Consider the following 25,388-nt stretch of genomic DNA (forward strand, 5'->3'; position numbering starts at 1 on the left):
GATGCCCAAAGGCACCTTCTTATTCTTCTTGATCCTCTTGCTTTTTGCCAAAGACTTGCCCCAGCCCTTCCTTAGCCTTGCCTCTTACCCGGTCAGCCTTATTCTTCGTATCAACCATAAAATCTGTCGCCCGGTCTTTTCGCTGGCTAATCCGACGGTCTCGAGCCTCTTTTTTGTCAGCCTTCTCTCGATCCCTTTCCTGGCTGAGTCGCTGACTGGCCACAAGGACCTCTTCCGGAATATACCGGACTACGATAATACTCCCCTTGGCTACCCGTTTGCCCGGCTTAGGGTTAACTGCCAACACTTGATCGGGTGAATGGCCGGCATAGGCCGGGTCCGCCTCCGATACCTTCAGGGGGACCGGGAGGATTTCCAGGCCCACATGGCTGACCAGGGTTTCCGCCTGGTCAATGGTCAGGGGAAACCCCTTCCGGACCAGGTCCGGCACCTTAACGGTTTGCGCCAACCTGGTCTTGACCTGGTGCTGGGCCTCATTGGCCACTTGCTTAACCTCCGGCAGGTGGCCCACAGCCAGTTTAAGCCCTTGCTTGCCCAGTTCTCTCACTACTTTAGAAATCATCCGGTCGCCTCCTCGGATTGAACCCCTGTAACCATCATTGACTTTATTCTACCATATCCTAGCCGCTTTTTTCAGCCTTCCCCGGTTAGGCTGAAAAAATAACGCCGGGAAAATCCCGACGTTATTGTAAACTTATCCGTATGGCGTCTTCTTACCCTTCTTTGGCGATGAAGCCCTTACCATGGATGGGGTAGTTCCAGTCATAGCCGGGACGGCGTTCATTGAGCCGTTCGCAAACCAGCCGGCAGTTCCCACATTCTAAGCAGCCCACATGGTCAAAGGTCATGACATCGTTTTCCGCGTCCCATTTATACCGTTCGGCCGGGCAACTGTAGGTGCAGGCCTTGTGGCTGCAGGTCCGGCAGGCTTCCTTGTCAATGACGATATGGGCATTGGCGTCATCACTGTCAAACCGGGTGGCCGCCAGGCGGTCATCCATACTCATCCGTTTCATCATAAGGAACGAACCCCCTTCAGTAAGTCTTTGGCAATCCCGGTCAGGTTGAGGCCTTTCAGGTTCCGGCGGAGCAGGGTCATGACCGGTTCTGCCGGTGCCCCGTCTACATTATAGAGGGAATGCATGACATCAATGGCCATTTTTGGATAGGTGGTGAAGAGCTTATTGGACCCGGCCATGTAGCCATGGCCCTTGCGGAGGGTCTTGAAGTCTTCCAGGACAGTCTTTTGCAGCCGGCTTTCATAGCTCTTTAAAAAGTCCTTGGTAAAGATGCCTTCTTCCAGGGCGCTGATGGCTGTTTCTGCAGCGGCAATCCCGCTCATAATGGCATAGTCCATGCCGCGGACGGTAAAGCCCCGGTTCATACAGAGGCCAGCGGCGTCTCCGGCCACCAGGATGCCGTCGCCACAGAATTCGGAGAAGCTGTCAAAGCCCCCTTCAGGAATCAGGTGGGCGGTGTATTCCACCACTTCACCGCCATCCAGGTACTTGCCGATGACCGGGTGTTCTTTCAAGTCTTCAATGGCCGTCGGCAGGTGTTCGCCATGGTCCTTCCAGGTCTTAGAATCCTGGACCAGGCCGATGGAAATACTGTCCTTATTGGTATATAGGAAGAGACCCCCGAAAATGCCCTTGTTGGCACTCCCCATGCCGAGCATGGCGGCCCCTTCATCCCCTTCCAGGCCAAACCGGTCCCGGATGACCTTTTCATCCAGGCGGATGACATACTTGGCCGCGACAGCGATGTTTTCCAGCTTAATGGGGGCAATGACCCCGGACCGTTCGGCCACCAGGGGGTTGACCCCTTCGGCGTCAATGATGAGGTCGGCTTCCAGTTCTTCTTCACCGACCACGACCCCGCAGACCTTCCCGTCCCGCCGGATCAAATCCGTCACGGTCGAGTCGCCAATGACCATGGCCCCGAGCTCTTCACACTGGTCAGCCAGCCAGCGGTCAAAATGGTTACGCAATACACTGTAAGACTGGCCATGCTGGGCATGGACGGAGGTATCAATGGTCATGGCTTCATCATCGGTCATGAGCATGAGCATTTCCCGGGTGATTTCCCGTTCCAGAGGGGCCTTACCCTTCCACTCGTCCCCCATGAGGGCATCCAGGGCATAGGTGTAAAGCCGGCCACCGGATACGTTTTTCGACCCGCAATGGGGCCCCTTTTCAATTACCAGCACTTCTTTTTCCGCTTTGGCTAGTCGATAAGCTGCTGACAAACCGGCTAGACCACCGCCAATAACGATAACATCGAATTTTTCTTCAGACATCTTTTCCACCTCGTTTATTCGTTTTGGAAGAATGGTCTCATAAGCAGGACGGGTTCCCGCTCCAATGTAAAGGCATTTGCCGAAAGGACCGGCACCATCCAAATGAATAGGTTTTTCTTATACTAAGTATAGCCTATTCTTTGGCAAACGACGGACACTTTCGCTATTTATTTGATAAGTATTTCTTATGGTTAATATTATATCCCTTTTCTCCCGGCTTGTCCAGCCTTTCCTTACTGTGCTATAATACAGACAATTCAGCCGAAATAAAGGCCTATTTTTTCAAAATCCTACACCCATCTTGCCCAACCACAAGGAGGAATCATGTCCAAAAAAGTGATCATTGTCGGTGGCGTTGCCGGGGGCGCGTCTTGTGCTGCCCGCCTCCGCCGCCTGGATGAAGAGGCCGAGATTGTCATCCTGGAACGGGGCGATGCCGTTTCCTTTGCCAATTGCGGCCTCCCCTACCACCTCAGTGGGGCCATTGCCAAGCGTGAGGCCCTAATCCTGCAAAGCCCCGAATCGCTCCACAGCCGCTTTAACCTAGATGTCCGCCTCCATGCCACGGTAACGGCCATTGACCGGGCAGCCAAGACCCTGACCGTCCAGGACACCGCCGGCAACCGGACCTATACCGAGGCCTACGATGTCCTGGTCCTCTCGCCCGGGGCCGAACCGGTCACCCCGCCCATAGAGGGCCTGGCCGGCGCCAGCCATGTCCACCGGCTCCGGCACCTGGCCGACATGGACGGGATCCTGGCAGAAATCCCTCAAGCCCGGCACGCCACCGTCATTGGCGGCGGCTTTATCGGCCTGGAAGTGGCCGAAAACCTCCGCAACCGGGGCCTGGACGTGGCCCTCCTTGAGGGGTCGCCCCAGGTTCTGGGGCCCCTGGACCCGGAAGTGGCGGCCCCCCTCCACACGGAGCTCTTAAGCCAGGGCATTGACCTCCGCCTGGAGACCCAGGTCACCGGCTTTGCCGATGAGGGCCGGACTGTCCACTTAAATGACGGGTCCAGCCTACAAACCGATTTCACCGTCCTGGCCATCGGGGTCCGGCCGGAATCGGACCTGGCCAAGGCCGCCGGCCTGGACCTGAGCGACCGGGGGGCCATCCTGGTCAATGACCAGCTGCAGACCTCTGACCCGGCCATCTATGCTGTCGGCGATGCCATCCAGGTCAAGGACTTTGTCCTGGGCTATGACACCCTGGTCCCCCTGGCCGGCCCGGCCAACCGCCAGGGCAAGCTGGTCGCCGACCACATCTGCGGCCGGGAGGTGACCTACCAGGGCACCCTGGGGTCCTCGGTCTTAAAATGTTTCCGGCTTACCGCCGCCTCCTGTGGCAATAATGAAAAGACCCTCAAGAAGATGGACCTCCCCTACCAGGCCCTCCACCTCTACCCTTCCGACCACGCCGGCTACTACCCCGGCGCCAATTTCCTCCTCCTCAAGGTCCTCTACCGGCCTTCAGACGGGGCCCTCTACGGGGCCCAGTGCCTGGGCCACTCGGAGGTCCACAAGACCATCGATATCATTGCCACCGCCATTTACGGGGGCCTCTCGGTCTATGACCTGGCCGACTTGGAACTCTGCTATGCCCCGCCCTACTCCACCGCCAAGGCACCGGTCAATTTTGCCGGCTATGTGGCCCAAAATGTCCGCGATGGCCTGGCCATCCAACCGGCCACCTGCCTGGATGACCTGGCCGCTGACGGGGCCTATATCCTGGATGTCCGGACCCCGGCCGAATACAAGGCCGGCCACATCAAGGAAGCCACCCTCATCCCCCTGGATGACCTCCGAGGCCGGCTCGATGACCTGCCCAAGGACCGGCCCATCTACATCCATTGTGCCATCGGCCTCCGGGGCTACTATGCCGCCCGGCTCCTGACCCAGAAGGGCTTTGACGTAGTCAACCTAGGCGGTGGCTTCCGCCTTTACAGCGGCCTAAAAAACCAGCTCAAGGCCCGGCCCCTGCCGGCTGCACCGGCCCCCGGGCCGGCCGACCAGGCGGCCCCGGCCAGCCTGGACCTGACCGGCCTCCGCTGCCCCGAACCCATCCTGGAGGCGGCCCGTCACCTGGCTGCCGCCCCGGCCGGCCAGCCCCTCCGCCTGGTCCTCCCGGACAGCCAGGTTGAAGAAGTCCGCCGCTACTGCACCGCCCAAGGCGCCTCTATCGAAGAAAGCCGGGCCAATGGCACCACCACCCTGACCGTTACCCCCGCCGGCCGGACTGGCCAAGCCCCCCGGGGCCTGGCCTTCGTCCTCTACACCGCCGACCCCAAGAAAATCACCACTGCCCTGACCCTGGCCACCAGCGCCCGGGCCCAGGGCGTCCCGGTGGATACCGTCTTTGCCTACTGGGCCATCCGGTCCCTGGCCAAGTCCCCTGATGCCGGCCCCTTTGCCGGAACTGACGACCTGACCACCGGTCTGACCAGGGCCGCTGACTTCCTGGCCCGCTTCCATATGGACCCGACCGACCGCCTGGCCGGCTGCCTCCGCCGCAGCCTCAATAAGCCCAGCCAGCCCGACCTGCAAGCCGCCCTCGACCGGGCCCGGACCGCTGGCGTCAACATCCTGGCCTGCCGGACCAGCATGGAGGCCTTCCGTCTGACCGACGGAGACCTCATCGACCCGGCCCAGCCGGTCGACTTAACCGACTACCTCAACCGGTCTGACCGCCAGGCCACCCTTTATATCTAACTGCACCCTCTCCGAAAGAAGGAATAATGATGAAATGGGCAACCTTTACCCGGCCTGATGGCCAAACCGGTTTCGGCCCCCTCACCGCTGACCGGGTCTGTGACCTCACCGGCCCCGCTGCCGCCCAGGGCATCCGGGACCTCCTAGACCTGGTCCGCCACTTCCCGGACCTGCCGATTGAAGACTGGCAGGCCGCCGGTGAGACCTTTGACCTGACCGCCGTCAGCCTCCAAGCCCCCTTTCCCCGGGCCCTCCGCAATGTCATCTGCCTGGGCAAGAACTACAAGGAACACGTCAACGAAATCAAGAGCCTCATCGACATGCCCATGGACAAGCCCGACTACCCCATCTACTTCTCCAAGATGGTCTCCCGCTTTACCGGCCCCCAGGACCCGGTCCATATTTCCGGTGGGACCACCGCTGAAGCCGACTACGAGGTAGAATTGGCTCTCATCATCGGCAAGGAGGGCAAGGACATTGCCCCGGAAACTGCCTGGGACCACATCTTCGGCTACACCGTCGGCAATGACTACTCTGCCCGGGACCTGCAAACAGCCCACCGCCAGTGGTTCCACGGCAAGAGCCTGGATGGCTTTTGTGCCCTGGGCCCGGTCATCGTCAGCCGGGACGACCTGCCCACCCCGCCGGCCCTGGCCATTGAAAGCTTTGTCAATGGCGACCGCCGCCAGCATGGCCGGACCGATGAACTAATCTTCGACATCCCCAGCATCCTGGCCGACTTTTCCCGGGGGACCACCCTCCTGCCCGGTGACATCATCCTCACCGGAACCCCGGCCGGCGTCGGCGCCGGCTTTGACCCGCCCAAGTTCCTCCAGCCCGGCGATGAAGTCATCTCTCGGATTGAAGGAATCGGCGAACTCCGCAACACCATGCTTTAAACAAATACACAAGGATTTGAGGTGATACATTTCTGCGTCTTCCGATAGCTTGAAAATCGCTTAACCAAGGGGTTTATTGCTTTAAACACTTACCCTGCAGTGGCTACGTTACACCATAAACTCCCCCAAAACTACACCATTTCAAACCCAATAAAAAAAGCCCGACCATGCCGGCCGGGCTCTTCTTGTTAGCGCTTATGATATTCTTTCAACATTTCTTCAACCTTTGCAATCATTTTATCATATACTCGCTGACCTATAATTCCGGCTTCTAAGCGTGTAGGTGCGTCAAACAATCTAGTGCCATCTAAAAAACCATTCTGCATGATTTTTTTATAGTCGTCCAGGGCCCACTCAGGAACTTTTACTTTTGCCGGCTTAGCGGCTGGCATGCTCTCGATCTCTCGCATAAGGGCGACGATCTTATCGCCGTATGCTGGGCTTGGCGCCCAGTTGCCGCCTAGGGCTTGCCAGGTTTTAGCCTTGCCGCTTAGCCAGGCGAAGTGCCGCGGGTCCGGCGTGGGATTTTGTGGCTGGCCGGCGTATAGCAGTAGGTGGTGGACCTGGGCGGTGATGCCCTCCTGCCAGTCGGTAAACCGCATATGGGCACCGGGGTCGTAGTTCCCGCCGCCCTCAGTGCGCTTAAGGCCGCAGGGGTTTTTGTAGGTCTCGTCGATGGCGCCGCCAAATTTGCCAAAGCCGGTCTCAATGGCAGACTGGGCGTATACGCCCGCAGGGTTAACTCCCGCCTTGGTAGCCACGTCCCAGTAGGTCTGTGCCTGGTCGATGAACCACGCAGCTGCCCCTTTGACCTTGGCCCAGGCCCGGCCCTGGTCGACGGTGGCCGATGCGGGGGCGATGATGGTATCGCTAGACGGCTGCTGGGGCTGGGGTGCCGGTGCGGGCTTGGCGGCTAGGCCAAAGTACCCACAAATGCCTTTACACAGCGCATCGGCCCAGGTGTCCTCTTTACCGGCGACGTTGTAGACATCGTCAGAATTGATAAAGGACATCTCGACCAGGCAGGCCACTGCGTCGGTCTCCCGGACGATGGCGAAATTGGCCCACTTGCGACCCCGGTCTACCGAGCCCAGGTGCTTTACCGCACTATGGACCGCATCGCCAAAGGCATTAGCCACGCTGTTGCCGTCCCAGGTGTAGGTCTCGACGCCCCAGGCGGGCTGCATGGCGGAGTTGAGGTGTAGGGATATGACCGCATCGCACCCCGCCTCATTAAAAACCTGGGCCCGGCGGGTTAGGTCGGCCCCCTGGTCTAGGTAGTACTTCCAGTCGCCGTCTCGGCTCATGACCACCTCTACCCCGGCGGCAGCGAGCCGGTCCCGGAGCTTTAGGGCCACGTCTAGTGCGATGTCTTTTTCCCGGTATCCCATGCCACAAGCGCCTGCGTCGGCGCCGCCATGGCCGGGGTCAATGCCTATTTTTACCATTATTCCACCTCCGGGGCGATGTGGTCAGCGTCCTTACGGGGCTTTAGGTAGGACTGGGCCGCCTGGCTGTCCTTGACCCCTGCGGTCGTCGGGTCGACGATGACCCCTAGGGCCACTAAAAGGTTAATGACGATGCCTAGCCCCTGGACGATGGCCTCCTGGCTGATTGCCGGGACGATGTCAAAAACCCCGCACACCTGATAGATAAAGCCGACCACTAAGGCCACCAGGGCCACGAGGGTCGGCTTATTTTTTAGTCTTAGCTTCCAGTTAATCATGCTTTGTGCTCCTTTCTGACGGGTAGGGACATGCTGTCCTTGTAGAGTTTTTCTCCGGTGCCATTGCCACCGAGGCTCTTGTAGGCGGCGTAGAGGTTCTCAAGGTCCTCTATGTCGGCCACGGTGGTATAGCCACGCTTAATGGCGTCCTCTGCATTGGCATAAAGCCTAAAGTGTAGGAGAGCCAAGAGGGCCTTGTCCTGCCGGCGGTTATGCGTCAGCTGCCGCCATAGGAGGCCGCCGACGCCGCCGGCGGAAAAAAGCGATGTCAAGGCCGTGATGACGGACCAGTCTAGTATTTGCTGTATGATATGGGCGATACTACGCACCTTCTTTCCATAAAAAATACCGCCCAGGTAGGCGGTATGGTATACTATTGTCGTTGTCATCCTCCAATCTGACAACAGATGGGAGGTGTTTATATGGTCGCTGCATTCTCTTTTCTGCTTTCCATCACGGCAGGTATAATTTGCCATTATATCTGCAAGTGGCTAGATGGCAAGCATGATGACAACTAGCCCAACAAAATACCCCTCGATGGCGGTCGAGGGGTATTTTTGTGTTTATATGCGGCATTCTCTTTTCTTGCCTACTTGTAGTATACCACCTGCTTATGCCTCTTGCAAGCTTGCCGTTACTCTGCCGGCTTTTCTTCTGCCGGCAAAGCCTTGCCGTACCCATCCAGGCCTAGGGCCTTAAGGTCTGCCAGTACGGCATCACGCAGGTGCCGAGGCACGGTATCGATGGTCCGACGACCGTAGATGATGAGGGCTACATAGATAGCTACCATGGTCTCACCTCCTTTCCCTAGCTTAAAAATGAGTATAAAAATAGCACTGACGAGCAGTGCTTTACTCAGCTTTGTCATTTTCTTCTTCCAGCAGCTTTTTGACTTCCTCCCGCAGGTGGGCTGGCACCTGGTCTAGGGTCCGTCTGCCGGCTTTGACTAGAGTTGCATAGATATAGATCATTTTGGATTACCTCCTGTCATCGTGGCTTCGTAGAGGCCTGCAATGCCCTCCATGATGTCTAGGTTGCCTTTTTCTTGCCGCTCGTATGTAGCGGCGACGCCATCCATGATGGCTAGCAGGTCTTTTTCCATCGGTAGCGGTTCTGGCTGAGGTGGGGCGGGTGTGTAAAATTGCTCTGTGCTCCGATCGTAGTGTGTCCCGGGCAGCTCAGGGCTGTCTAGCTCGATAAAAAGATAGCCCTGGTCTTCTAAAACTAATTTAGCTTTATCCCATGCACCGGAATAGGCCGTATCGGGATTAAGTAAATCAACCTTGTCATTTGGATTTATTTGAGCATAGTGCATTCAATCCCTCATTTCTTCATGCGTAGTGGATGATAATAACTCCGTCAGTTCCATCTTCTCCTTTTTGACCATCATATGCGTAAGGGTAATTATTCGCAAAGGCCGCATTTCCACCGGCCCCACCTTGCATGGTGTGCCCCCAAATTAACAAGGGTGTAGATGCACCTTTAACGCCGTTAATGTCCGTTTTGCTACCATCTGATAATACATATTTTTTAGGCGTGCTATCCTTCCCCGTTTCCGGCTCGATAATGATTTTATCTGCAAAGGTTAGGAAATTACCGGAAACGTTTCCCGAGGATCCACCCAGAGCTTTAGCTTCCCATTTGTCAATTGGCTTATCATACGCTATAGAGCCTTCTCCGCCCTTTCCGCCGCCACCTCCATAAGCAATATAGTCCCCGAATGAACTATACCCTCCTGCTGTTCCGTCCCCTCCAGGTTGGCCTTGACAGTAATAGCAGCCATTGTCGTAAATGTCTTCTCCTGTTCCTTTTGGGCCAGCACTTCCGCCAGTACCTTTCCCGCCAACCTGTATATCGTACGATTGGCCGGGTGTGCTCCGCAGCGTTATGCGTGCATACCCCCCTCTACCACCAGCTGCTCCTGGCACACTGTGCCAGGAGGCTTTACTACTAATGCCTTTGTAGTTAGCGCCACCACCTGATCCGCCTCCACCACCACTAGCACCGCCTATCTCAACAATGATTTTTTCTACACCTTTAGGGCATTGCCATTTGTGGATCCCGGGTGATGTAAACACCACTTTTTGTGCCGGTGGTAAAAAAGTCTTCGTTCGAGCATTTATCTCATCCTGGGTACTTTTCCTGGCCAGATCACTCAGCGGTCTATCTATCCGCCCATCCATCCGGTTCAGCACCTCATCTGTCGTCTGGCGGAGGATGTTTTGCTCGTCCTTCCAAAGGTTAAAGTCCGTCCGACTTACCCGGCTGGATACATTCACATCCAACTTATCCACCTTCCTCGCCCGGTCGGCGGTCCAGTCGGCGGCGCTGGCTCGGCTGGATACATTCACATCCAGCCGGTCAGTCAGCTTGCCGGTTATGGTGGATATCCCATCTGCCAACTTTGACTTGATTGTTTGGCACTCATCCACAATGCTTGCCTGGGCGCTATTAACATAGCCGGGTAGATTGCCTACTCCGTCTTCTATCCGACTGAGTGTGTTGCTGTCATCTTTTTGGCCTCTTTGGATGGCATTAATCTTCCCTTCCAGGACCTCCTTGGCCTTCTTGATGGCCGATAAGCTTATAACGTCCATTATGCTGTCACTCCTTTCCAAACATCGCCGGTCTCGGTCCAGATTGTCATCTGGCTGACCTTTGCCTTGCCCGGTAGCGTAAGCTCTACCTCGACCGTCCAGCCCTCTCGGTTCTCTGTGCTGGTCCGCCGGGCGATTTGAGAGTTATCCTTGGTCAAGATCTCCAGCCACTTGTCATAGCTGCCGTTGTCTTGCGGCACGACCTCATACGTCACCCCCGGCTGGCCTGCAAGCCAGTCAAAGGTTGCAATAGCTTCAGTAGCGCTTTGCTTGACCCGGCCTTCTACTTCTTCAATGTCTTTTTCCAAGGTTTCAAAATTATCATTAAAGTCCTGTATGTTATAAAAATCGTCGGGAAAGGGCAGCTTAAGCCCAAGTCTATCCGAAGTTCTCACCTTTTTATCATCCTTTCGCTAGGCTTAATTCACGCACCTTGAAGCTGGTCCGGAGCTGGTCGTGGGTGTATGCCGCCATCTCACCATGGGTCAGCTTGCCCAGGGTGGCGTGCTGGTTGTAGCGGATGTCTACTTGGTAGACCATATTAGCCGGTAGCATATCATGGAGCATACCTCGGACGGCATCTGCCTGGTTTTTACTCTTCAACTCAATCAGAGCCGATACAGAGTACTTGCCATGGCTAATATCCAGACTAAAGCCATCCCTACCGCACAGGGCAGACAGAGCCGCATATAAGGACCGTTTAGTATAAAGGGCGGCCATACTAACCATTCGAGCCCTTACAGCTAGTCGTCGGTCTCCCAGGGTGGCGTCTTCCGGCGGGGCGATTCCCCACTGCCGCTCTAAGATGGCCAGGGCCTCGCCGTCTGCTGTATCGATAAAAATACCGGCATATAGACGGTTAACATCGTGCAGGGCTTGGATGAGGGTCTTTTCCTCGACATCAGCCAGCACAGCCAGCTCCTCATAATCTCGGAGGACCGGCGGCAGGTAGCGGAGTAGGCCTATATCTCGTATAAAGTACCAGTTCATGCCGTCACCTCACCTAGGACCGGGATGGCGCCGTCGGGCACGGTGTGATTATCATCTACGCCGTTAAATCTAGTGTACTGGGCGTCTACTATGCCCGGTATTTTTAAGAGCCGCATCTCGACCTGTGATGTATACAGCCTTAGTGTCGCACTGCTGGTCCAGCCCCGGCGCACCTCGTCAAAGTAGGCCCGGAGAGTCTCGATAACTCGACTTTTTAGACTTGCCCAGGAGGACCCTGGGGCATAGGACAAGGTGAGCTTGACATTCACCTTGTCGGCCTTGGCGGCCATGATGGTCACCTGGTGGTCGATGGGGGCCAGCCCCTTGCCCTCGCCGGTGTAGCCCGGCGGGTCAATGGCCTCCTGGACCCTTTGCACCAGCTCCGTCGATGGCACGTCAAAGCTGTCATTAACGATGATCACGCCGACGGTCCCCGGCCCTTTGTGGTGGGGGAGGACCTTGCAGGCCCCCACACCGTTGACGGTGGAGAGCATCCGCTCGTAGTCTGCGATATTGCCCCCATAGGCCTGGCGTTGGATTTCGATAAAAAACCGCTCTCTGAAGAGCTCTGTCTCTTCCTCGTTCCGGCCCGGCTCAATGAGGCCGGTTACCTCGGCCCGGCTTAGGTCCTTGATTTCCTTTATTGGGGTTAGCGACATACCTACCGGGTACAGGTCCAGGGCGCCGACCTCCTCGGCGACTAAAATCCAGGTAAAAACGCCGCCTTTTGTATCCACCATCTCAGCCGCATAAAAATTGTACCTGTCCAGGTTAAATCGGTCCCCGGCCTGGATGGGGGCATCAAACGCGGCCTTGAGCCGCATGGGCTGGGCGTCTTTAGGGAAGACACCCAAAAGGCGGGCATGGCGGATGAGGTTTTCCCGGTTGGCCGTCTCCGGGAACATCTGGTCATAGGCCCAGGCCATGTCTAGGTAGAGCTTCATGGTTTCCATGGCGGCCGGGGCCAAGGCGTTAAAAAGCAAGGACGACTCCCGGGTGTCGTACTGGTCCGGGACACGGTTTAGCTTATCCGCCAGTAAATTCTCGTAGGTTTTATCCTCCCACACCGCTTATCACTTCCCTTCCGTCTAAGGATCCGTATTTTGTGTGTACTGTAAAGCCTATGGCCAGGTCGTGGCCCTGACAGGCCTGCTCGTCTAGGTAAAAGCCGTCTACCGCAGTAATCCGGTCGTCCATGAGGAGGGCCTCCGGTATCCGTCGGCACAGGGCGGCATAGATGAGCCGTCTAGGCTGGCCGATGAGGTCGGCTATCTCCAGGCCGTGACTATCGCTATAAATGACATGCTTGTATCGCTCGGTCCGTAGGGTTGTATAGACCGCCTGCTCGACGGCCTGCACCTCGGCGGCGTACCCCCGGATGCGGAGGGCCTCAGCGTCCATCCACCAGGTAAGGGAGGGCTTGAGGACCTCGGTATAGCCGCCGGCGGCCTCCCGCCAGGTATCCGGCATTTCTGGGATCATGCCATCACTCCTTCATGTATAAGTAGTAAAAGACCTGGCCACCCTCGTCCTGCAAGAAAACATGGGTAGACCCTACATCTTCTGGTAAAAATGTTACTCCGTAAGGCAGGACCAAGTTCTTCAGTTCTTTGGATAATTTGACTTTGATATTCTTCTGGAAGGCGACCGGACTGATGGAGGTCAGCTTGGCATAGGTCACCCGGGCAGGCTTGCGGGATTCGTACACCGTCCCGGCAATCTGCTTAATGGCGTCTAGTAGGGATCTTGTATCCACTGCTATTCCTCCTAACTCAGCGGCGTATTCAGCATCCAGCCCCAGCGGACTTGAGAGCCACCGCTTGCCGGGCCATAGGTTGCTATGAATTTTTTGACAGTATATTTGACAATCCCGCTACCCTCACTGCTATAAACCGTGTCTCCCCCGGCGTATATGGCTATGTGGCCGTAGGTCCTCCCCAGGCCATACGGGCTAACCACACAACCGATGACCATACCCGGCCGGAGGTCCTTGAGGTTGCTACTATGGCACCAGTTTCGGGTCATGTCATTCCCGTTGCCATCCGGGTACTGGCCTGTCACCTGGTTAAAGACCCGGCTTACCCAGGTGGCGCACAAACTGGCCCCCGGCCAGGGGGTGCTATTGATGGCCGCCATAAGTTTGGCCGGTGCACTGCCTCCGCCGACGGTCATCCCATAGTTTTTCCACTGGTTAAAATAGCGCTGGGCCACCGGTGTAGACTTAGCGATATCGCTATCGCGCCTCAACCCTCGCTCAAAGACATCATAAAACCAGGCAACTGCCCAGGCTGGGTCTCTTGCCTGCTTGAATTGCTCCAGCGACCCATGTTTGTTGAGCCAGTAGGCTAGGCCGCCACTTTTGAGCTCATAGTCCACAAAGCCGCACTGGGCCTCGATACTACGGTAATCCAGGCCCTTAGCGCTGGCCCATTGGATGAGGTTCTGCCAGCGGTTGCGGACGTCCCACTGACACAACCCGCGGCCGTGTCCAGTGTTGCCAGTCTCAGCAATCGTTGGGTTAAAGCCGCTCTCCCGCCACATATTGCCCATGATGCCGGCGGTAGCTGCGGCGCTATAGCCCATCTTTCGGAAAGCGTTCCATATCCGTTCTGCATTGGTATTCCCCGGCAGGGCGTGGAAGGTCCCATCACCAGGGGTCCCATCTGCCGCTTGTTTTTGCTCGTTCTTAAAGACGCCGGACACATCAATGGCCGGTAAAAAGTCTTCATTCTGGATTTCCATGTCCATCAAGTGGCTGTTGCCCCGGATGGTGTGGGTCACACTCTCCACCCAAAAGGCCGCACTGGCCTGCATATCACCCAGGGGTAGGTTGACATAAATAACCGACCCACCCCGAATGGCTATGTCGCCCAGGACGCCCTTGAGGGCCAGCTTCCGGACCGGTCGGTCGACCTTTTTCAGCACGTCGTCTGCCTTCATCTTGATGAGCTCCTTGGGCTCATTAGATACTGCATGGAACTGCAAGACGCCCCAGTCCTTGATGTGCTCCGGGTTTTCCGCCACCAAGGTCTCCGCCTGGCCGGCAGCGTCATCCTTGACGGTAATCTTGACCCGGTTATAGGTGCCCTCGTCGATGGTATTTGTATACTCCCAGGCCTGCATGGCCTTAGCGTCAAAGACCTTACCCCTGTAGACCATATCCTTGATGTTTTTGAGCGTCAACTTGCCCACATTGTCATAGAGAACAAAAGCCTCCCCGCCCTCGATGAGGGTGTTTTGGTAGGCCTTATCAAAGATATCATATAGCTCCACATCCTCCTCTGTCCGGGACATTTTGACACCGGTTTCGGCCACCTCCCCGACTTGCAGGTTGTGGTCTCCGGCGACCATCTTGACCAAGTCTCCGTAAGACTTGCTATCATACTGGATGGTGTCCTTGTACTTTAAGTAGCGGATTTGGTCGTAGGCCACACAGTCAATGGTCTTTAGGTCGCCTCGGGACTTGGTAAAGATCCAGCCTACAAACACAGGGTCCTCGTCACAAAAAAGGATGGCCATGTTCCCATTCTGGTAGGATAGGTCTCCGTTTTTGGCAGTGGTAAATTCCAGCTTGCCTGGCTCCCCTTCCCGCTTCCAGGTGACTTTTATTGGCTCTTTTAGGACCGGCCGGAAGGTCTTCCCCAGTCGGGGGTTGGTTATTTCCACCCGCCATTTGTGGGGCGTGTATCCAGTATTCTCACTCAAATCGCAACACCGTCCCTGCCGGCACTCGGTTGTAGTCTTGGATTTTTGACTTGTTCAGATCGTATATATCTTTCCACTTGCCACTGTCCCCCAGGTACTTTTTGGCCAGCTCGCACAGGGTGTCCCCATATTTGACCGTATAGGTCTTAGGCCGGTCAGGCCCACCTGGCCGGGTCTTATCTGTGGTCGCCACCGGTTTGCCGTCCTTGGTCGCCAGCTTAACTGATGTAGATACTAAATCATTAAACTGCAGGAGGCTGATGTCCACCTCGATGTCGTCCACCAGGCCGTCCGCATCCTCATTGATGACATAATCGCTGATGACCATCTTCATGTAGGTGTCGGAGTTGGTGCTCTTATCGTGGTTGCGGATGACGGCAAAGTCAAAGGGCTTACAGGCGACCTTTAGCTTTTCGAACAGGTTGAGGTAATAGACCGGCTTTTTAAAACCGCCCCGGTACTGAGCCCAGGGGTAGGGGTGGGCCGGGAGCCAGAGGGTAAAGGTCATCTTAGTCAGCTTAGGCATTTCCGGGATAATAAAGCCCTGGCCGGTGACCAGCTGGAAGGTCTCGTCATTACTTTCAATAGACGTCTTAATCTCTGCCGGTGCTATGGGCATGAGTTCCTTTCCAAAGTAGACCTCATACTGGCTGGCGGCCAGGTCATAGTAGGCGTACCGGTCAGTCCTATTGGCCTGGGCCAGGACCTGGAGATACTTGGCCTCCAGGTCGGCCGCCTTGGCCGCTTTCTGGGCGGCATAGGCCTTAGATTCGGCTATCCGCTTGTCAATCTCTTTTTGCGTCAGAATGTCGTATTCTTTGTCGGTCGGCTGCTTGACGATGTTGGCCTTGGCTTTTTCCGCTTCAGCCCGTGCGTCTTCCGCCATCTCCTTGAGCTGCTGGGCATCCATCTTCAGCCGGAGGGCCTCGACCTTTCGCTCGGCCTTGGTGGCGGCGTAGGGGTCGTAGGTCGTGCCGCCCTGGAATAGGTCAAACTTGGCGTAGTTTCGGGCATACTCTTCTTTTTTCCGGGCCTTAAGCCGGTCCCGCTCTTTTCGGTTTTCGGCGATTTGATTATCGATGTAGGCTTGGATGGCCAGGTCCTTTTTATGGTAGTCGGGTGGCCGCTCGGTCATGTACTTATAGTCCACCCGGGGTTGGTAGTCTTTATTCAGGACTGAGCCCCCCTTTCGTAATGTCTAGCTGGGTCAGGAGGCCAACGCCGAGATCACGGGTATAGCCATCGATGTCAAAGGTAGCATCGGGCCGGTCGATGGTCGTCTCCACCTTAATTTTGTTCTCGATGTTGTACTGGGCGGCCCGACGCCCCTCTTCCCATTTCCGCATGTAGGATAGGTCCTCGTTGGCGATTTTTAGGCTTTCTTTAATCTTATCGGTGTTGCCGGCAATCTTATCCAGCTTGCCTGCCCGGACCCGGTCCCCGGCGGTTTTACCGCCTGCACCGTCATCAGTGGCGGGGGCGGCTTGGTCGTAGGCCGCCTGGCCGATACCCTTGGACAGGTTCTTTTGGACCTGGCTGAGCCGGTCCAGAGCGCCGCCGACCTTGTCGCCGATTGAATTAAAGCCTTCATCGTGGCCTTTTTTATAGGCATCGCCGATACTTTCATAGGCCACCGTCTTAGGCTCGGCATAATCGGCTGTGTAGTGCACCTCGCCCAGCATGTCAAAGTGGACCCCAGCCTTTTTGGCTAGTTTTGAACTGTTAAATTTGGCGAAAAGCTTATTGGCTTCTGTAGCTATAAAGTTCAGTGCGCTGGCAGCACTCTCTTTAACCTTTTCCCAGGCATTGCGGAAGCAGGTCCGGAGGCGCTCCGCCGCGTTATAGACCTTCCGGTCCAGGTTGCGGAGCATGGCCATAATGGCATAGCCCACGCCGACGGCGGCTCGGCCAGCGTCTTGCCAGCTAATGCCCATACCTTGCAGGCCCAAAGTAATCCAGGTAATCCCGGCGGCTATGAGCATTAAGGGCCCCAGCACCGGCATCATGGACGCAAACATAGAGACCCCGGCCATGACAGCTACTGCGGCCATCTTGACTAGAGCAGCTACCATCAAAACGCCAATAACTGATACCAAGGGCAGAATGATAAATTTCAAGCCGTCCCAGTGGTTGACCATAAACTTGAACACCGCTGCGGATATATTGACCACGACCAGAAGGGCACGCCCAAAGGCGTATATGGCCTGGACCAGCCCCTCAAAGGCCTTGTGGAATTCCTCGCTGTTGACCAGGGCGGTAAACTGCCCGGCGGCAGGCTTCAGGGCCATGGTGACAGCGGTTTTGAGCCGGTTGGCGATGCCGCCGGTCAGGGTCCAGGGGATCTGGTTAAAGGCTTCTGCCGTCTCTGCTGCGGCGCCAAGGACCGAGTCCTTGATAACCTGGGATGTAATCTGCCCCTCTGCCGCCATCTGCTTCAGCTGGCCTGTCGATACGCCCAGGTGCTTGGCTATGGCGTTGATGACGCCCGGGGCCTGCTCCATGATGGAGTTAAATTCCTGCCCCTGCAGCTTACCCTTGGCCAGGGCCTGGGTCATCTGGAGCATGGCGGCATCTATCCCCTGGGCCGAGGTGCCGGCGATGACGAACATTTTATTCAGTTCTCCGGCGAAGTCCACGATCTCATTGGTATTTTTAAAGGCTCCGGAGGCCGATGTGCCTATCCGGCTGACCATATCGGCCATGGACTTAAAATTGGCCCCGGACTCATAGGACTTTTGTAAAATCCGCTCTTGGATGGCGTCATTGGTCTGGAGGCCGTCATTGATGATGCTTATCCGGCCGTCTATCCGGGCCATGTCGTCGGCGTAGTTGGCAAAGGCCTTGAGCCCGCTGGCGGCACCGGCCACGCTGACGACCGCCGCTAGGACGCCCTTCATCTTGCTTTCCAGCAGCCCTGCGTGCTTGGCACCATTATTGAGGCTGGTGTTAAACTGCTTCTGCTTAGCATTAGCTGCCCCAACTTCCCGCTCAATGCTGGCAAAGTCCCGGTCTATGCCCTGTAGCTGCCGCTTAGCTGCGGCCAGCTGGGACATGTCCGGGGTCCTGCCCATTTCATCATTCATGCTGGCCATGCCGTCCACGACCATGTGCAGGGCCTGGGTGGTGGCCTTGAGTACGCTGGTCATCCGGTCGTCTAAAATCATGGCGCCTCTTACTGATCCCATCGCTAACCTCCTTTCTGCTTACTGGGCGGCCTCAGCCGCTTTCCGCTCATTTTCTGCCCACTCCAGCGCTATGGCGTCTACCAGGGCCCGTTCCCGGGCAGGGAGCTCGGCGTACTCATGGGGAAACCGGCCCATCTTAACCGCACAAAAATAGGCAACGCTAAAAAATAAGTCGTTGCCCTTTAGTCGTTTTTTGCTTCTTCTGCAGCCTCTTCGTACTGGTTGACGACAAAGCCATTCACCTCGGTGACCTTTTCCAAGTAGCCATTGTATTCACCGGGCAGGCAGAGCATTTTGCCTAAAAGCTCTACCGGGTCGGCGGATTTTACGCCAAACTTGTCCTGCAGCTGGCCATTGCGGAGGTCCGGGAAGACAGTGCACTCGACCATGACGGTGTCATTGTATAGCTTGGTAAACCGGGCCTGGTTCAGCCGGCCCTTTTTGGTCGCTTCCTTTTGGCACTGGACCTTGATGCGTTCCGACTCGGCATTAGACAAGGGGCGGATTTCCCATTCCAGGGGTTCCCCGGTTACGGGGCTCTTGAAGCGCTCGGAGGCGATGTACTTTACATTTTCCGGTAACTCCGGCACACACTCTAAAAACTCAGACAGGGTTGTTTCCATATGGATAGGCTCCTTTCAATTAGGCTTCACGAACGCCTGTATTGTTAAATTCAGTATCCAGCTCCCAGCTCTCAAAGGTAGCGGAGAAGTCTTCGGTCAGGAATTCAGATTCGGCGTCAAACTTGGCGATAACGGTACTGTCCATGTTGACCCCGTGGAGGATGACCCGCTGCTCCCCGACCGTAGACGTTGGATCACTATTTACAATGACCATGTCAAAGTAAAGGTCCTTCCGCATCCGCTGGTACTCCTGGGCAAAGCGGCGGAACAAGCTATTGTTGTAGTGGACCTTCCCGGTAATTTTATTGGTCGGGGCCCCCTTGCGGTTGCCGCCACCGGGATTCCCTAAAATCGGGGCCTTGGACTTCTTAAAGTCCTGCTTGGCCTCTAGGTTGATAAAGTTGCCCATGTTAAAGCGTCGGCCATCCGGGAAGACGGCAAAACACCGGGCCTCTGTACCGCCAACAAGGTTCTCAACATTGATGACGTCGTTATTTAAAAAAGACGGAATCGCCATTAATTAGCACTCCCTTCCCGTGCGATGTAGATGTCTTGGTAGAGGTAGAGGACGGCCATGTTGGGGATAATCCGCTCCCGGACATGGTAGCTCCGGGGGTCTTGACCCAAATCAACGATGGTGTCCTCAGGCAGGTAGTTTTTAACCGCGCCGACAGCGATCATGCCATTGGTCATGTTATTGACAATATCGTTTTTAAACATAGTCCGGCTGTCGGCATCTGTGCCGGCCTTGCCCAGGTAAAAGCGGGTAAAGATTTTTTGCACGTCGTTGGCCCGCTGGTTCAGGACCCGCATGCACTGGTTATAGCGGAAGTCCTCGCCGTGCTCCGGACTGAAGGTGTGTAGGCTGTTGATGTCCATAAAGACGGTCGGCGTATCGTCCACGTTGATGAACACCAGCCGGCCTTGGGCCTTTAATTCTTTCTGCCTGCTGGCCCCTAGGCCTTCTGTGTCGATGGCGTACTCGCCTAGGTAGGCATGGGCCGTCAGGTCCTTATTGACAGCGCACCCAGCCTCAATTCCGGCCAGGTACCAGGCCAGGGCGTGTTTAGGCGCCCCCGGGTCCGTGACGGTGTTATACAGGTTAATGATATATTCGTCATCGGCCTTTTCCAGATTATGGGCCACCAGCTGGTGGTAAAGGCCCGCTTCCCGGACCGCCTGCTTGGTCCACTCCACGTACAGCTTTTTGGTGGTCTTATCGTCAGAGGCACACAGGAGGACGTCAAACCGGTAACCCTCAAAGGCCGTCAGGGCCTTCTGGTGGTCGGTGCCGGTCGCCGTGCCGCTGGTGCCGCCAGTGAGGGGTAGGGCCTCCGCCTTGGCCAGGTCGCCGCTTTTAAAGGTAACCCAGGCATTTGCCTTAAGGTCTGCTGCCGCCTTGACTGTTTGTCGGTCGACCTCCTGGCCCCGTAGGTAGGTCACCACGTCGAATTTGTCGCCTGTGGCCTCAATGGCCACCGCTAGGAGGTTGCCTACTGTGCCCGGGTAGACAGCCTCGGCTAATTTATTGCTGGCTTTTACCCCTTTACCCAGGCGATATACCAGGACCTTATTAGCTCCGACGAATAACTCCCGCCAGGGCCTTAGCTCACTATCCGTAAAGGCATAGCCCAAGAGTTGGTCCGATTGACGGAGGAAGGTCTCCCGGTCAATCGTAACGACCTTACCCTCGGCGCCCCAGTCCAGCTCTGCGGCGACGGCCACCACGCCCCGGTCCGAGAACACGTTAGGTGTGGAGGGCTCGCTTTCAAATTTAAAATATGCGCCGGGAATTTCTTTGTTTTGGACGGTATATAAACCGCCGCCCCATCCGCTCATATAATTGCTCCTTTCACATATCTGTCTGCTCTTTCTTCATGTATTGGCTCTGCAGGAGCCGCTCGACATACTCAATGTCTTTGTCTTGGTCAAACACGACTGAGTAGCTGACGACCATCTGTGGCACGTTCTCCTCGGTGGTCGTCTGCCGGATATCCCAGCCCCGGTGGAGGTGTCCGTCGGCATCCTGGACGTAGCGTAGGGCCTTGAACAGCTTAGCGTGGACCCCTGCCATCTCCCGGGCCGTCATATCGTCGTCTACATAGTCGACGGCTATGGTCAGCCGGTGCATCCCTTTCTTGTCTAAAAAGGGTGTTGTCGTGATAGGCAGCAAGGACACAAATAGGGCCGGTAGCTTGAGGCCCTCCTCGACGGCCTTACCGTGTATGGGTAGCCCGAAGGCCTCCTCCAGGCTCTCCTGTACCGCTATGATGAGCTTTTCCAGCATCACATCCACCCCTCTTCAATAAACCGTTGGAGCCGCCGGTCCAGGTAGGTCGGGATGGTGGCCTCGACCTCTTTCAGCGACGACTCCAGCATAAACTGCCCGGGCACCCAGCCGATGGTCCGACCGCCCCGGACAATCCTATGCCCCTTTTCTACAAAAATGGCATAAGGCGTGTTGTTAAAAATCACGCTCTTGTAGACTGTACCGGTGTGCCTAGCCGGCTTTTGCTGCCAGTTCCCCTTTAGCGTGCCGCCTTCTATTGGCACGCCCCTAACCCGCCTGTCTTTGCCGACCTGGGTCCGGTCAATGGCCCGCCTCAAGACCTGGCTCCCCAGGCGGTCCACGCAGGATAGCATAAAGGCCTCTGTGGCCTTGGGGTCGCTTATCCGGTCCATATTTTCCAGCCAGCCGGTAAACTCGCTAAAATCGACCCGCCCCGCCATCAGACCACCGCCTCCGGGAGCTCTAGGCCCACCAGTTGGTGGGAGGGCTTAATGGCGATCGGCGAGCAGGCCTTGAACAAAATGCTTTTACCTGCCGCCAGCTGGATGCGCATCCGGCAGCCGGGCGGGATATCTGCCTCCGGTGGCAGGATGACCTGGACGCTTTGGCTCTGCCGGGACACGGTGTCTGATGCCTCGATGCCGGCCCCCTGCCAGTCCAAGTGGCAGGGGTAAGTGTCTGTATCGACCCATACCTCGGCGGTTTCGTGGGTCTTCGGGTCCCGCTGCATCCGGGCAACGATGATGGTGGCCCGGTCCTCGTATAGCTGCTCGACCTGTGCCCGGTGGGCGGCCCAATTAATCATAGGACCGCCTCGGCCACCGGGGGAACCGGCGCAGGCTGTGGACCAGCTTCCGGTAGATGTCGTCAGCCTTGGCCTCGTAGGCCCGGAGCTGGCTCTCCAGCTGCCGACTTTTCTTATCTGGGACTGCGTAGTCCACCTTGGTCGACAGGGCCGTCACGGACTGGACGGTACCGGTTGTACGCTCGGCCTCTTCGGCTAGCGCCCGGGCCCGGGAAAAGGATGCGTCCTGGACCAGCACCTTTAGGGCCAGCCAGCGGGCCAGCCGGAGCTCTGCGTGGGACGGGATATCGGTCCGGTTGCAATCGTACAGGAGGTCAACAATGCCCTCCCAGGCGATGGCCTCGATTTCGTCATCGCTAGGTTCGCAAAAAGTGAGGACCTGGAGCTTGCTTTCCAGCTGCTGGCGGATATAGGGCCGGAGCTTAATGGCTAAATCGCGGGCGTAAGCGTCGATGACGTCGGCCGTCATAGCGCCACCCCATTTGCCTGGGCGATGGACACCAGCATGTCTTTTCTGGCGCTGCCGGGATAGCCCACCCCGGCGGCCTCCAGGCGGGCTTTAATCTCTGCTACGGTCAGCCCCGAATCACTGAGCCCAGATTTGGGCTTTGCTTCGGGACTTTTTGCCGCTTGTACTTCTGCTTTAGCTTTAGCTGCATGGGCGGTCTCCTTTGTAGCCACGATCCGGTAGCCTAGGTCCTGCAGTTCTTCCACTTTAGCGGTGTTGGCGGCGTCAATGGTCTTGACGGCCGCCTCCCGCTCCATGACGTATAGGGTCATGTATTGTCACTCCTTATGCCTTGGTGCATGCAAACAGGGCTTTCAGCATGCTCTTTTTGACCCACAAATCGTGGTATTTCCGGTAGTCGATTTTCCAGGCGTGGGCGTTTTGGTAGGTTTCCGGCGTAAACAGGCGGACGGTATCAGTCTTAGATACGGCAATCGGCACGTTTTTCGGGAAGAGCAGCCAGTTGATGTCCTTAGCGTCGCTGGCCGGCTTGAAGCCAAACTTCTCTTGAGCACTGCCTGCACCGGCACCGGTTAAGTACTCGTACTTGTCTTTCATGCGGCCACCGGGGACGATCATAAATTGGATCCCGTCGATGGACCGGATGCCGAGGTTCAAATCTTGGGCGCCGGTGCCAACAATGTTGACCAGCCGTTGGAACTTGTCGCTGTCCTCGATTAAGGCCATGGCCTCACCGGTGATGGCGCAAACAAGCGGTACCTGCTGACCGACATAGTCACGGACGGCTCTGGCATGCTCCCGGACCTTTGCGAAGGCGTTGTCGGCGGTCAGGGCCAGGGCCTCATTGTTGGTGGCCTCTTTGGCCTTTTGGGCGATGGTGGACAGGCGGTAGGCGTCAATCTCGGGGATGACGTGGTTGGTCTGGAAGTCCCGCATAACGTTGGCCGCAGTGGCGATAAAGTTGGTTTCGTTGACATCCATAGCGTCTAGTTGGAAGCTGGCGCCACGGTCTTGGGTCATGGTGTAGGGGGTAAATTCCAGGGTGACGGAACCGACGTTATTAAAGCCCTTGTCCCGGTCGTAGTCGGCCAGGCCGGTGGTGGAGATGGTCGGCAGCTTGATGGTTCGGCCGCCATTGTACTGGACCTGGCCGGCATTGGCTTCCATAAAGCCGGTAACAGCCCCGGCCACGATGTGCTGGTCCAGGTTGGTCTGCATTAGAGTCGTAAATTCTAGGGTATTAATTGCCATTTATTATTCATCCTTTCATATCTGCCGCTTGGCTTGGGTTAAAAATAGCGGCGATTTCCTGGGCCATGGAGGTTTTACCTCCGGCGCCGTCGCCGCCGGCCGGAGGGACAAAGGGCTTGAAGCCGCTGCCCTCTGGCTTGGTTTCTTGCCCCTCGTCGGGGTTTTCCTGGGGTGCAAATAAGTAGGGCCGGTGTTCCTGCATGTGGGCCAGTTGCTTGTCTAGGCCCTCTAGCTTGCCGTCTTTGACCAGGAGGGCTTCCCGGTCCAGGAGCTTTTTCACGATGTCGGCGTCATAGGCGCCGCTACCGGTTAGCCCCTTGTCTAGGAGGCTATCAAAGCGAAGGTCTTCCAGTTCCTGGACGCTGGCCTTGTATTTTTCCTCCCAGTCGTTGGCGGACTTCTGAATAGCGTCAATGTCCATGTCCTTGTAGCCCTTGATGGTCTCGTTGGCGTCGACCAGCTGGGCCTGGAGGGTGTCTCTTTCCTTTTTCAGGCCCTCCGTCTTGCCCTGCTCGGCCTTGATGTCTTTTCCGTTTTCTGCCATGACTGCGTCTATTTGCTCTTGGGTTAGGCCTAACTTTTTCAGGGTGTCTGTGTTCATGGGGTCTCCTCTCTCGCCTAGGCTTTTTAGGTCGTCGCCGTGACCGGGCGTTCCCGTTTTAGGTCGGGCAACCAATTTTTAGGTATAGAAAATAGACCTTTTTACGACTTGTCCAGGTCGATTATGGTATACTATTGGCGTTGTCATTACCCATTCCGGCAACGGAAGGGAGGTGCGTTATATGCTAGAAGCCTTAACTTCGCTAATCCTCGCTATCATGGCAAGTATAGCCAGTCACTATATTTGCAAATGGTTGGATAGAGGGGAAAACAAATGACAACCAGCCTAATAAAAAACCACCGGTCAGCCCCCGGTGGTTTTTTATTGCGTATATAACGCCTTAACTTCGCTTGACAGGCGGCAAAGGCTCTGTCTTACTTAGATTATACCACATTTTGAAAGGTTATCAAACATATTGTGCTTAACCCTGCACGGGAGATAGTGGATCACCTCAGGTCTTTTTACGTTCAGTCGCAGGGATGTGCTTGGCGGTCTCTACAAAGCGTACCCCACTGGCGTCAATGATGATAGCGGCCCCGGGGCGTTTTTCCGCTATGATTTCGGCTACCTGTAGGGCTAAGTCCATAAGCCATCCGCTTACTTCTTTCTTGTCCATGGGTTTCTCCTTGGCTAGATAAAGGGCATGATGTCTTTCAAGGTCTTTAAGGTCTCATAGGCCTTTTTCATGAAGCTATTTTCCTGCAGGTAGGAAATGCCTGCGGGGGTAATGCGTGTATCTTCTACGCCCCGGAATTGAACCACTTTTTTACTACCTAGGATAGGCGCCTCGTAGGTATATAGCCCCTCGATGAATCCATCCTTCAGCAGGTGTTCAAGGATGTACCTATAATAGTCCGGGTCTATTTCCTCCGGATAGGCCTCCAGGCGGATAATGCTTTTATCTACCGGCCTGCCCTTTTTCAGACAGTCGTACAAGTAGCTAAGTAAGTAGTAGACGATAACGTGGTAGTCGTCTTTAGCCATGGCTTGCCTCCTTCCAACACAAAAGCCACCCGGGTTGGGTGGCTCGTTATTTGATTACCTTAACTATTTCCTCCGCAGGAATATCATCTGTTTCCCATTCCAGACTGCCATCTGACAAAGGAATATCTATATCGCCCAAGAAAAAAATCTTACCGTCAACATTAAAGACTTCTACAATTTGAGCGGTACGGCCATCTCTCAATAAAACTTTATCGTATTGTTTTATTTTCATTT

Annotated in this window: 33 protein-coding genes; 2 read left to right on the forward strand and 31 right to left on the reverse strand. The window is 56.1% G+C overall.

What is annotated here, in order from left to right:
* Positions 1 to 19 precede the first annotated feature (19 nt).
* The 3 genes from ACLGL1_RS01140 to ACLGL1_RS01150 all read right to left on the reverse strand — a co-directional run bounded on the left by ACLGL1_RS01140 (position 20) and on the right by ACLGL1_RS01150 (position 2,320).
* A complete protein-coding gene (locus ACLGL1_RS01140; RefSeq protein ID WP_411006966.1) occupies positions 20 to 583 on the reverse strand; it encodes a PASTA domain-containing protein in 564 nt (187 codons plus the stop codon).
* A gap of 151 nt (positions 584 to 734) precedes the next feature.
* Positions 735 to 1,040: a ferredoxin family protein gene (locus ACLGL1_RS01145; protein ID WP_411006967.1), complete on the reverse strand. Its 306-nt coding sequence runs from the start codon at positions 1,038 to 1,040 to the stop codon at positions 735 to 737.
* Positions 1,037 to 2,320: an FAD-dependent oxidoreductase gene (locus ACLGL1_RS01150; protein ID WP_411006968.1), complete on the reverse strand. Its 1,284-nt coding sequence runs from the start codon at positions 2,318 to 2,320 to the stop codon at positions 1,037 to 1,039. The genes ACLGL1_RS01145 and ACLGL1_RS01150 overlap by 4 nt, the downstream gene beginning before the upstream one ends.
* 324 nt (positions 2,321 to 2,644) lie before the next feature.
* Here ACLGL1_RS01150 and ACLGL1_RS01155 point away from each other — a divergent pair, with 324 nt between their 5' ends.
* Positions 2,645 to 5,029: an FAD-dependent oxidoreductase gene (locus ACLGL1_RS01155; RefSeq protein WP_411006969.1), complete on the forward strand. Its 2,385-nt coding sequence runs from the start codon at positions 2,645 to 2,647 to the stop codon at positions 5,027 to 5,029.
* Positions 5,030 to 5,055: 26 nt separating this feature from the next.
* Positions 5,056 to 5,928: a fumarylacetoacetate hydrolase family protein gene (locus ACLGL1_RS01160; protein ID WP_411006970.1), complete on the forward strand. Its 873-nt coding sequence runs from the start codon at positions 5,056 to 5,058 to the stop codon at positions 5,926 to 5,928.
* Between the two features lie 188 nt (positions 5,929 to 6,116).
* Here ACLGL1_RS01160 and ACLGL1_RS01165 read toward each other — a convergent pair whose 3' ends face one another.
* From ACLGL1_RS01165 to ACLGL1_RS01300, 28 genes are all read right to left on the reverse strand, one after another.
* Positions 6,117 to 7,376 (reverse strand): N-acetylmuramoyl-L-alanine amidase, encoded by a 1,260-nt coding sequence (locus ACLGL1_RS01165; RefSeq protein WP_411006971.1) that lies wholly within the window; start codon positions 7,374 to 7,376, stop codon positions 6,117 to 6,119.
* Positions 7,376 to 7,654 carry a phage holin gene (locus ACLGL1_RS01170; RefSeq protein WP_411006972.1) on the reverse strand — a complete coding sequence of 93 codons (279 nt, stop codon included), beginning with the start codon at positions 7,652 to 7,654 and terminating at the stop codon, positions 7,376 to 7,378. The genes ACLGL1_RS01165 and ACLGL1_RS01170 overlap by 1 nt, the downstream gene beginning before the upstream one ends.
* Entirely contained in the window at positions 7,651 to 8,043 is a 393-nt protein-coding gene (locus ACLGL1_RS01175; protein WP_411006973.1) for a hypothetical protein, read from the reverse strand. Before ACLGL1_RS01175 ends, ACLGL1_RS01170 begins: the two co-directional genes overlap by 4 nt.
* Positions 8,044 to 8,288: 245 nt before the next feature.
* The gene (locus ACLGL1_RS01180; protein WP_411006974.1) at positions 8,289 to 8,444 is read right to left on the reverse strand and encodes a CD1375 family protein; all 156 of its coding nucleotides are present in this window, start codon (positions 8,442 to 8,444) and stop codon (positions 8,289 to 8,291) included.
* 61 nt (positions 8,445 to 8,505) lie between these two features.
* A complete protein-coding gene (locus ACLGL1_RS01185) occupies positions 8,506 to 8,625 on the reverse strand; it encodes a CD1375 family protein (protein ID WP_408976972.1) in 120 nt (39 codons plus the stop codon).
* Positions 8,622 to 8,969 carry a hypothetical protein gene (locus ACLGL1_RS01190; RefSeq protein ID WP_411006975.1) on the reverse strand — a complete coding sequence of 116 codons (348 nt, stop codon included), beginning with the start codon at positions 8,967 to 8,969 and terminating at the stop codon, positions 8,622 to 8,624. The genes ACLGL1_RS01185 and ACLGL1_RS01190 overlap by 4 nt, the downstream gene beginning before the upstream one ends.
* A gap of 16 nt (positions 8,970 to 8,985) precedes the next feature.
* The gene (locus ACLGL1_RS01195) at positions 8,986 to 10,251 is read right to left on the reverse strand and encodes a hypothetical protein (protein WP_411006976.1); all 1,266 of its coding nucleotides are present in this window, start codon (positions 10,249 to 10,251) and stop codon (positions 8,986 to 8,988) included.
* Complete coding sequence (locus tag ACLGL1_RS01200; protein WP_411006977.1) at positions 10,251 to 10,646, reverse strand: hypothetical protein; 396 nt, start codon at positions 10,644 to 10,646, stop codon at positions 10,251 to 10,253. Before ACLGL1_RS01200 ends, ACLGL1_RS01195 begins: the two co-directional genes overlap by 1 nt.
* A 7-nt stretch (positions 10,647 to 10,653) precedes the next feature.
* Positions 10,654 to 11,241, reverse strand: coding sequence for a putative phage tail protein (locus ACLGL1_RS01205; RefSeq protein ID WP_411006978.1), 588 nt, complete (start codon positions 11,239 to 11,241; stop codon positions 10,654 to 10,656).
* On the reverse strand, positions 11,238 to 12,308 hold the full coding sequence (locus ACLGL1_RS01210) for a baseplate J/gp47 family protein (protein ID WP_411006979.1): 1,071 nt from the start codon (positions 12,306 to 12,308) through the stop codon (positions 11,238 to 11,240). The genes ACLGL1_RS01205 and ACLGL1_RS01210 overlap by 4 nt, the downstream gene beginning before the upstream one ends.
* A complete protein-coding gene (locus ACLGL1_RS01215) occupies positions 12,295 to 12,723 on the reverse strand; it encodes a DUF2634 domain-containing protein (protein ID WP_411006980.1) in 429 nt (142 codons plus the stop codon). The genes ACLGL1_RS01210 and ACLGL1_RS01215 overlap by 14 nt, the downstream gene beginning before the upstream one ends.
* Before the next feature lie 4 nt (positions 12,724 to 12,727).
* Entirely contained in the window at positions 12,728 to 12,997 is a 270-nt protein-coding gene (locus tag ACLGL1_RS01220) for a hypothetical protein (protein ID WP_408976965.1), read from the reverse strand.
* Between the two features lie 11 nt (positions 12,998 to 13,008).
* Positions 13,009 to 14,946, reverse strand: a complete 1,938-nt coding sequence (locus ACLGL1_RS01225) for a phage tail tip lysozyme (RefSeq protein WP_411006981.1) — start codon at positions 14,944 to 14,946, stop codon at positions 13,009 to 13,011.
* Positions 14,939 to 16,081, reverse strand: coding sequence for a LysM peptidoglycan-binding domain-containing protein (locus ACLGL1_RS01230; RefSeq protein ID WP_411006982.1), 1,143 nt, complete (start codon positions 16,079 to 16,081; stop codon positions 14,939 to 14,941). The genes ACLGL1_RS01225 and ACLGL1_RS01230 overlap by 8 nt, the downstream gene beginning before the upstream one ends.
* A 31-nt stretch (positions 16,082 to 16,112) precedes the next feature.
* Positions 16,113 to 18,131, reverse strand: a complete 2,019-nt coding sequence (locus ACLGL1_RS01235) for a tape measure protein (protein ID WP_411006983.1) — start codon at positions 18,129 to 18,131, stop codon at positions 16,113 to 16,115.
* Between the two features lie 182 nt (positions 18,132 to 18,313).
* Positions 18,314 to 18,754: a phage tail assembly chaperone gene (locus ACLGL1_RS01240; protein WP_411006984.1), complete on the reverse strand. Its 441-nt coding sequence runs from the start codon at positions 18,752 to 18,754 to the stop codon at positions 18,314 to 18,316.
* A 19-nt stretch (positions 18,755 to 18,773) separates the two neighbouring features.
* Entirely contained in the window at positions 18,774 to 19,271 is a 498-nt protein-coding gene (locus ACLGL1_RS01245) for a phage tail tube protein (protein ID WP_408976959.1), read from the reverse strand.
* Complete coding sequence (locus tag ACLGL1_RS01250) at positions 19,271 to 20,593, reverse strand: phage tail sheath subtilisin-like domain-containing protein (RefSeq protein WP_408976958.1); 1,323 nt, start codon at positions 20,591 to 20,593, stop codon at positions 19,271 to 19,273. Before ACLGL1_RS01250 ends, ACLGL1_RS01245 begins: the two co-directional genes overlap by 1 nt.
* A 13-nt stretch (positions 20,594 to 20,606) precedes the next feature.
* The gene (locus ACLGL1_RS01255; RefSeq protein ID WP_408977113.1) at positions 20,607 to 21,041 is read right to left on the reverse strand and encodes a DUF6838 family protein; all 435 of its coding nucleotides are present in this window, start codon (positions 21,039 to 21,041) and stop codon (positions 20,607 to 20,609) included.
* Positions 21,041 to 21,484 carry an HK97 gp10 family phage protein gene (locus ACLGL1_RS01260; RefSeq protein WP_408976957.1) on the reverse strand — a complete coding sequence of 148 codons (444 nt, stop codon included), beginning with the start codon at positions 21,482 to 21,484 and terminating at the stop codon, positions 21,041 to 21,043. The genes ACLGL1_RS01255 and ACLGL1_RS01260 overlap by 1 nt, the downstream gene beginning before the upstream one ends.
* On the reverse strand, positions 21,484 to 21,849 hold the full coding sequence (locus ACLGL1_RS01265; RefSeq protein ID WP_408976956.1) for a hypothetical protein: 366 nt from the start codon (positions 21,847 to 21,849) through the stop codon (positions 21,484 to 21,486). The genes ACLGL1_RS01260 and ACLGL1_RS01265 overlap by 1 nt, the downstream gene beginning before the upstream one ends.
* Positions 21,842 to 22,318, reverse strand: a complete 477-nt coding sequence (locus tag ACLGL1_RS01270; protein WP_411006985.1) for a hypothetical protein — start codon at positions 22,316 to 22,318, stop codon at positions 21,842 to 21,844. The genes ACLGL1_RS01265 and ACLGL1_RS01270 overlap by 8 nt, the downstream gene beginning before the upstream one ends.
* Complete coding sequence (locus ACLGL1_RS01275) at positions 22,315 to 22,629, reverse strand: hypothetical protein (protein ID WP_411006986.1); 315 nt, start codon at positions 22,627 to 22,629, stop codon at positions 22,315 to 22,317. Before ACLGL1_RS01275 ends, ACLGL1_RS01270 begins: the two co-directional genes overlap by 4 nt.
* Before the next feature lie 13 nt (positions 22,630 to 22,642).
* Positions 22,643 to 23,569, reverse strand: coding sequence for a hypothetical protein (locus ACLGL1_RS01280; protein ID WP_408976953.1), 927 nt, complete (start codon positions 23,567 to 23,569; stop codon positions 22,643 to 22,645).
* Between the two features lie 7 nt (positions 23,570 to 23,576).
* Entirely contained in the window at positions 23,577 to 24,170 is a 594-nt protein-coding gene (locus tag ACLGL1_RS01285; protein WP_411006987.1) for a phage scaffolding protein, read from the reverse strand.
* Between the two features lie 451 nt (positions 24,171 to 24,621).
* On the reverse strand, positions 24,622 to 24,786 hold the full coding sequence (locus tag ACLGL1_RS01290) for a hypothetical protein (RefSeq protein ID WP_411006988.1): 165 nt from the start codon (positions 24,784 to 24,786) through the stop codon (positions 24,622 to 24,624).
* A 14-nt stretch (positions 24,787 to 24,800) separates the two neighbouring features.
* Complete coding sequence (locus ACLGL1_RS01295) at positions 24,801 to 25,154, reverse strand: YjcQ family protein (RefSeq protein ID WP_411006989.1); 354 nt, start codon at positions 25,152 to 25,154, stop codon at positions 24,801 to 24,803.
* A gap of 46 nt (positions 25,155 to 25,200) precedes the next feature.
* Positions 25,201 to 25,386 (reverse strand): hypothetical protein, encoded by a 186-nt coding sequence (locus tag ACLGL1_RS01300; protein WP_411006990.1) that lies wholly within the window; start codon positions 25,384 to 25,386, stop codon positions 25,201 to 25,203.
* Between the last annotated feature and the right edge of the window lie 2 nt (positions 25,387 to 25,388).

The sequence above is a fragment of the Peptococcus simiae genome (genome assembly GCF_046569735.1).
Taxonomy (GTDB): Bacteria; Bacillota; Peptococcia; order Peptococcales; family Peptococcaceae; genus Peptococcus; species Peptococcus simiae_A.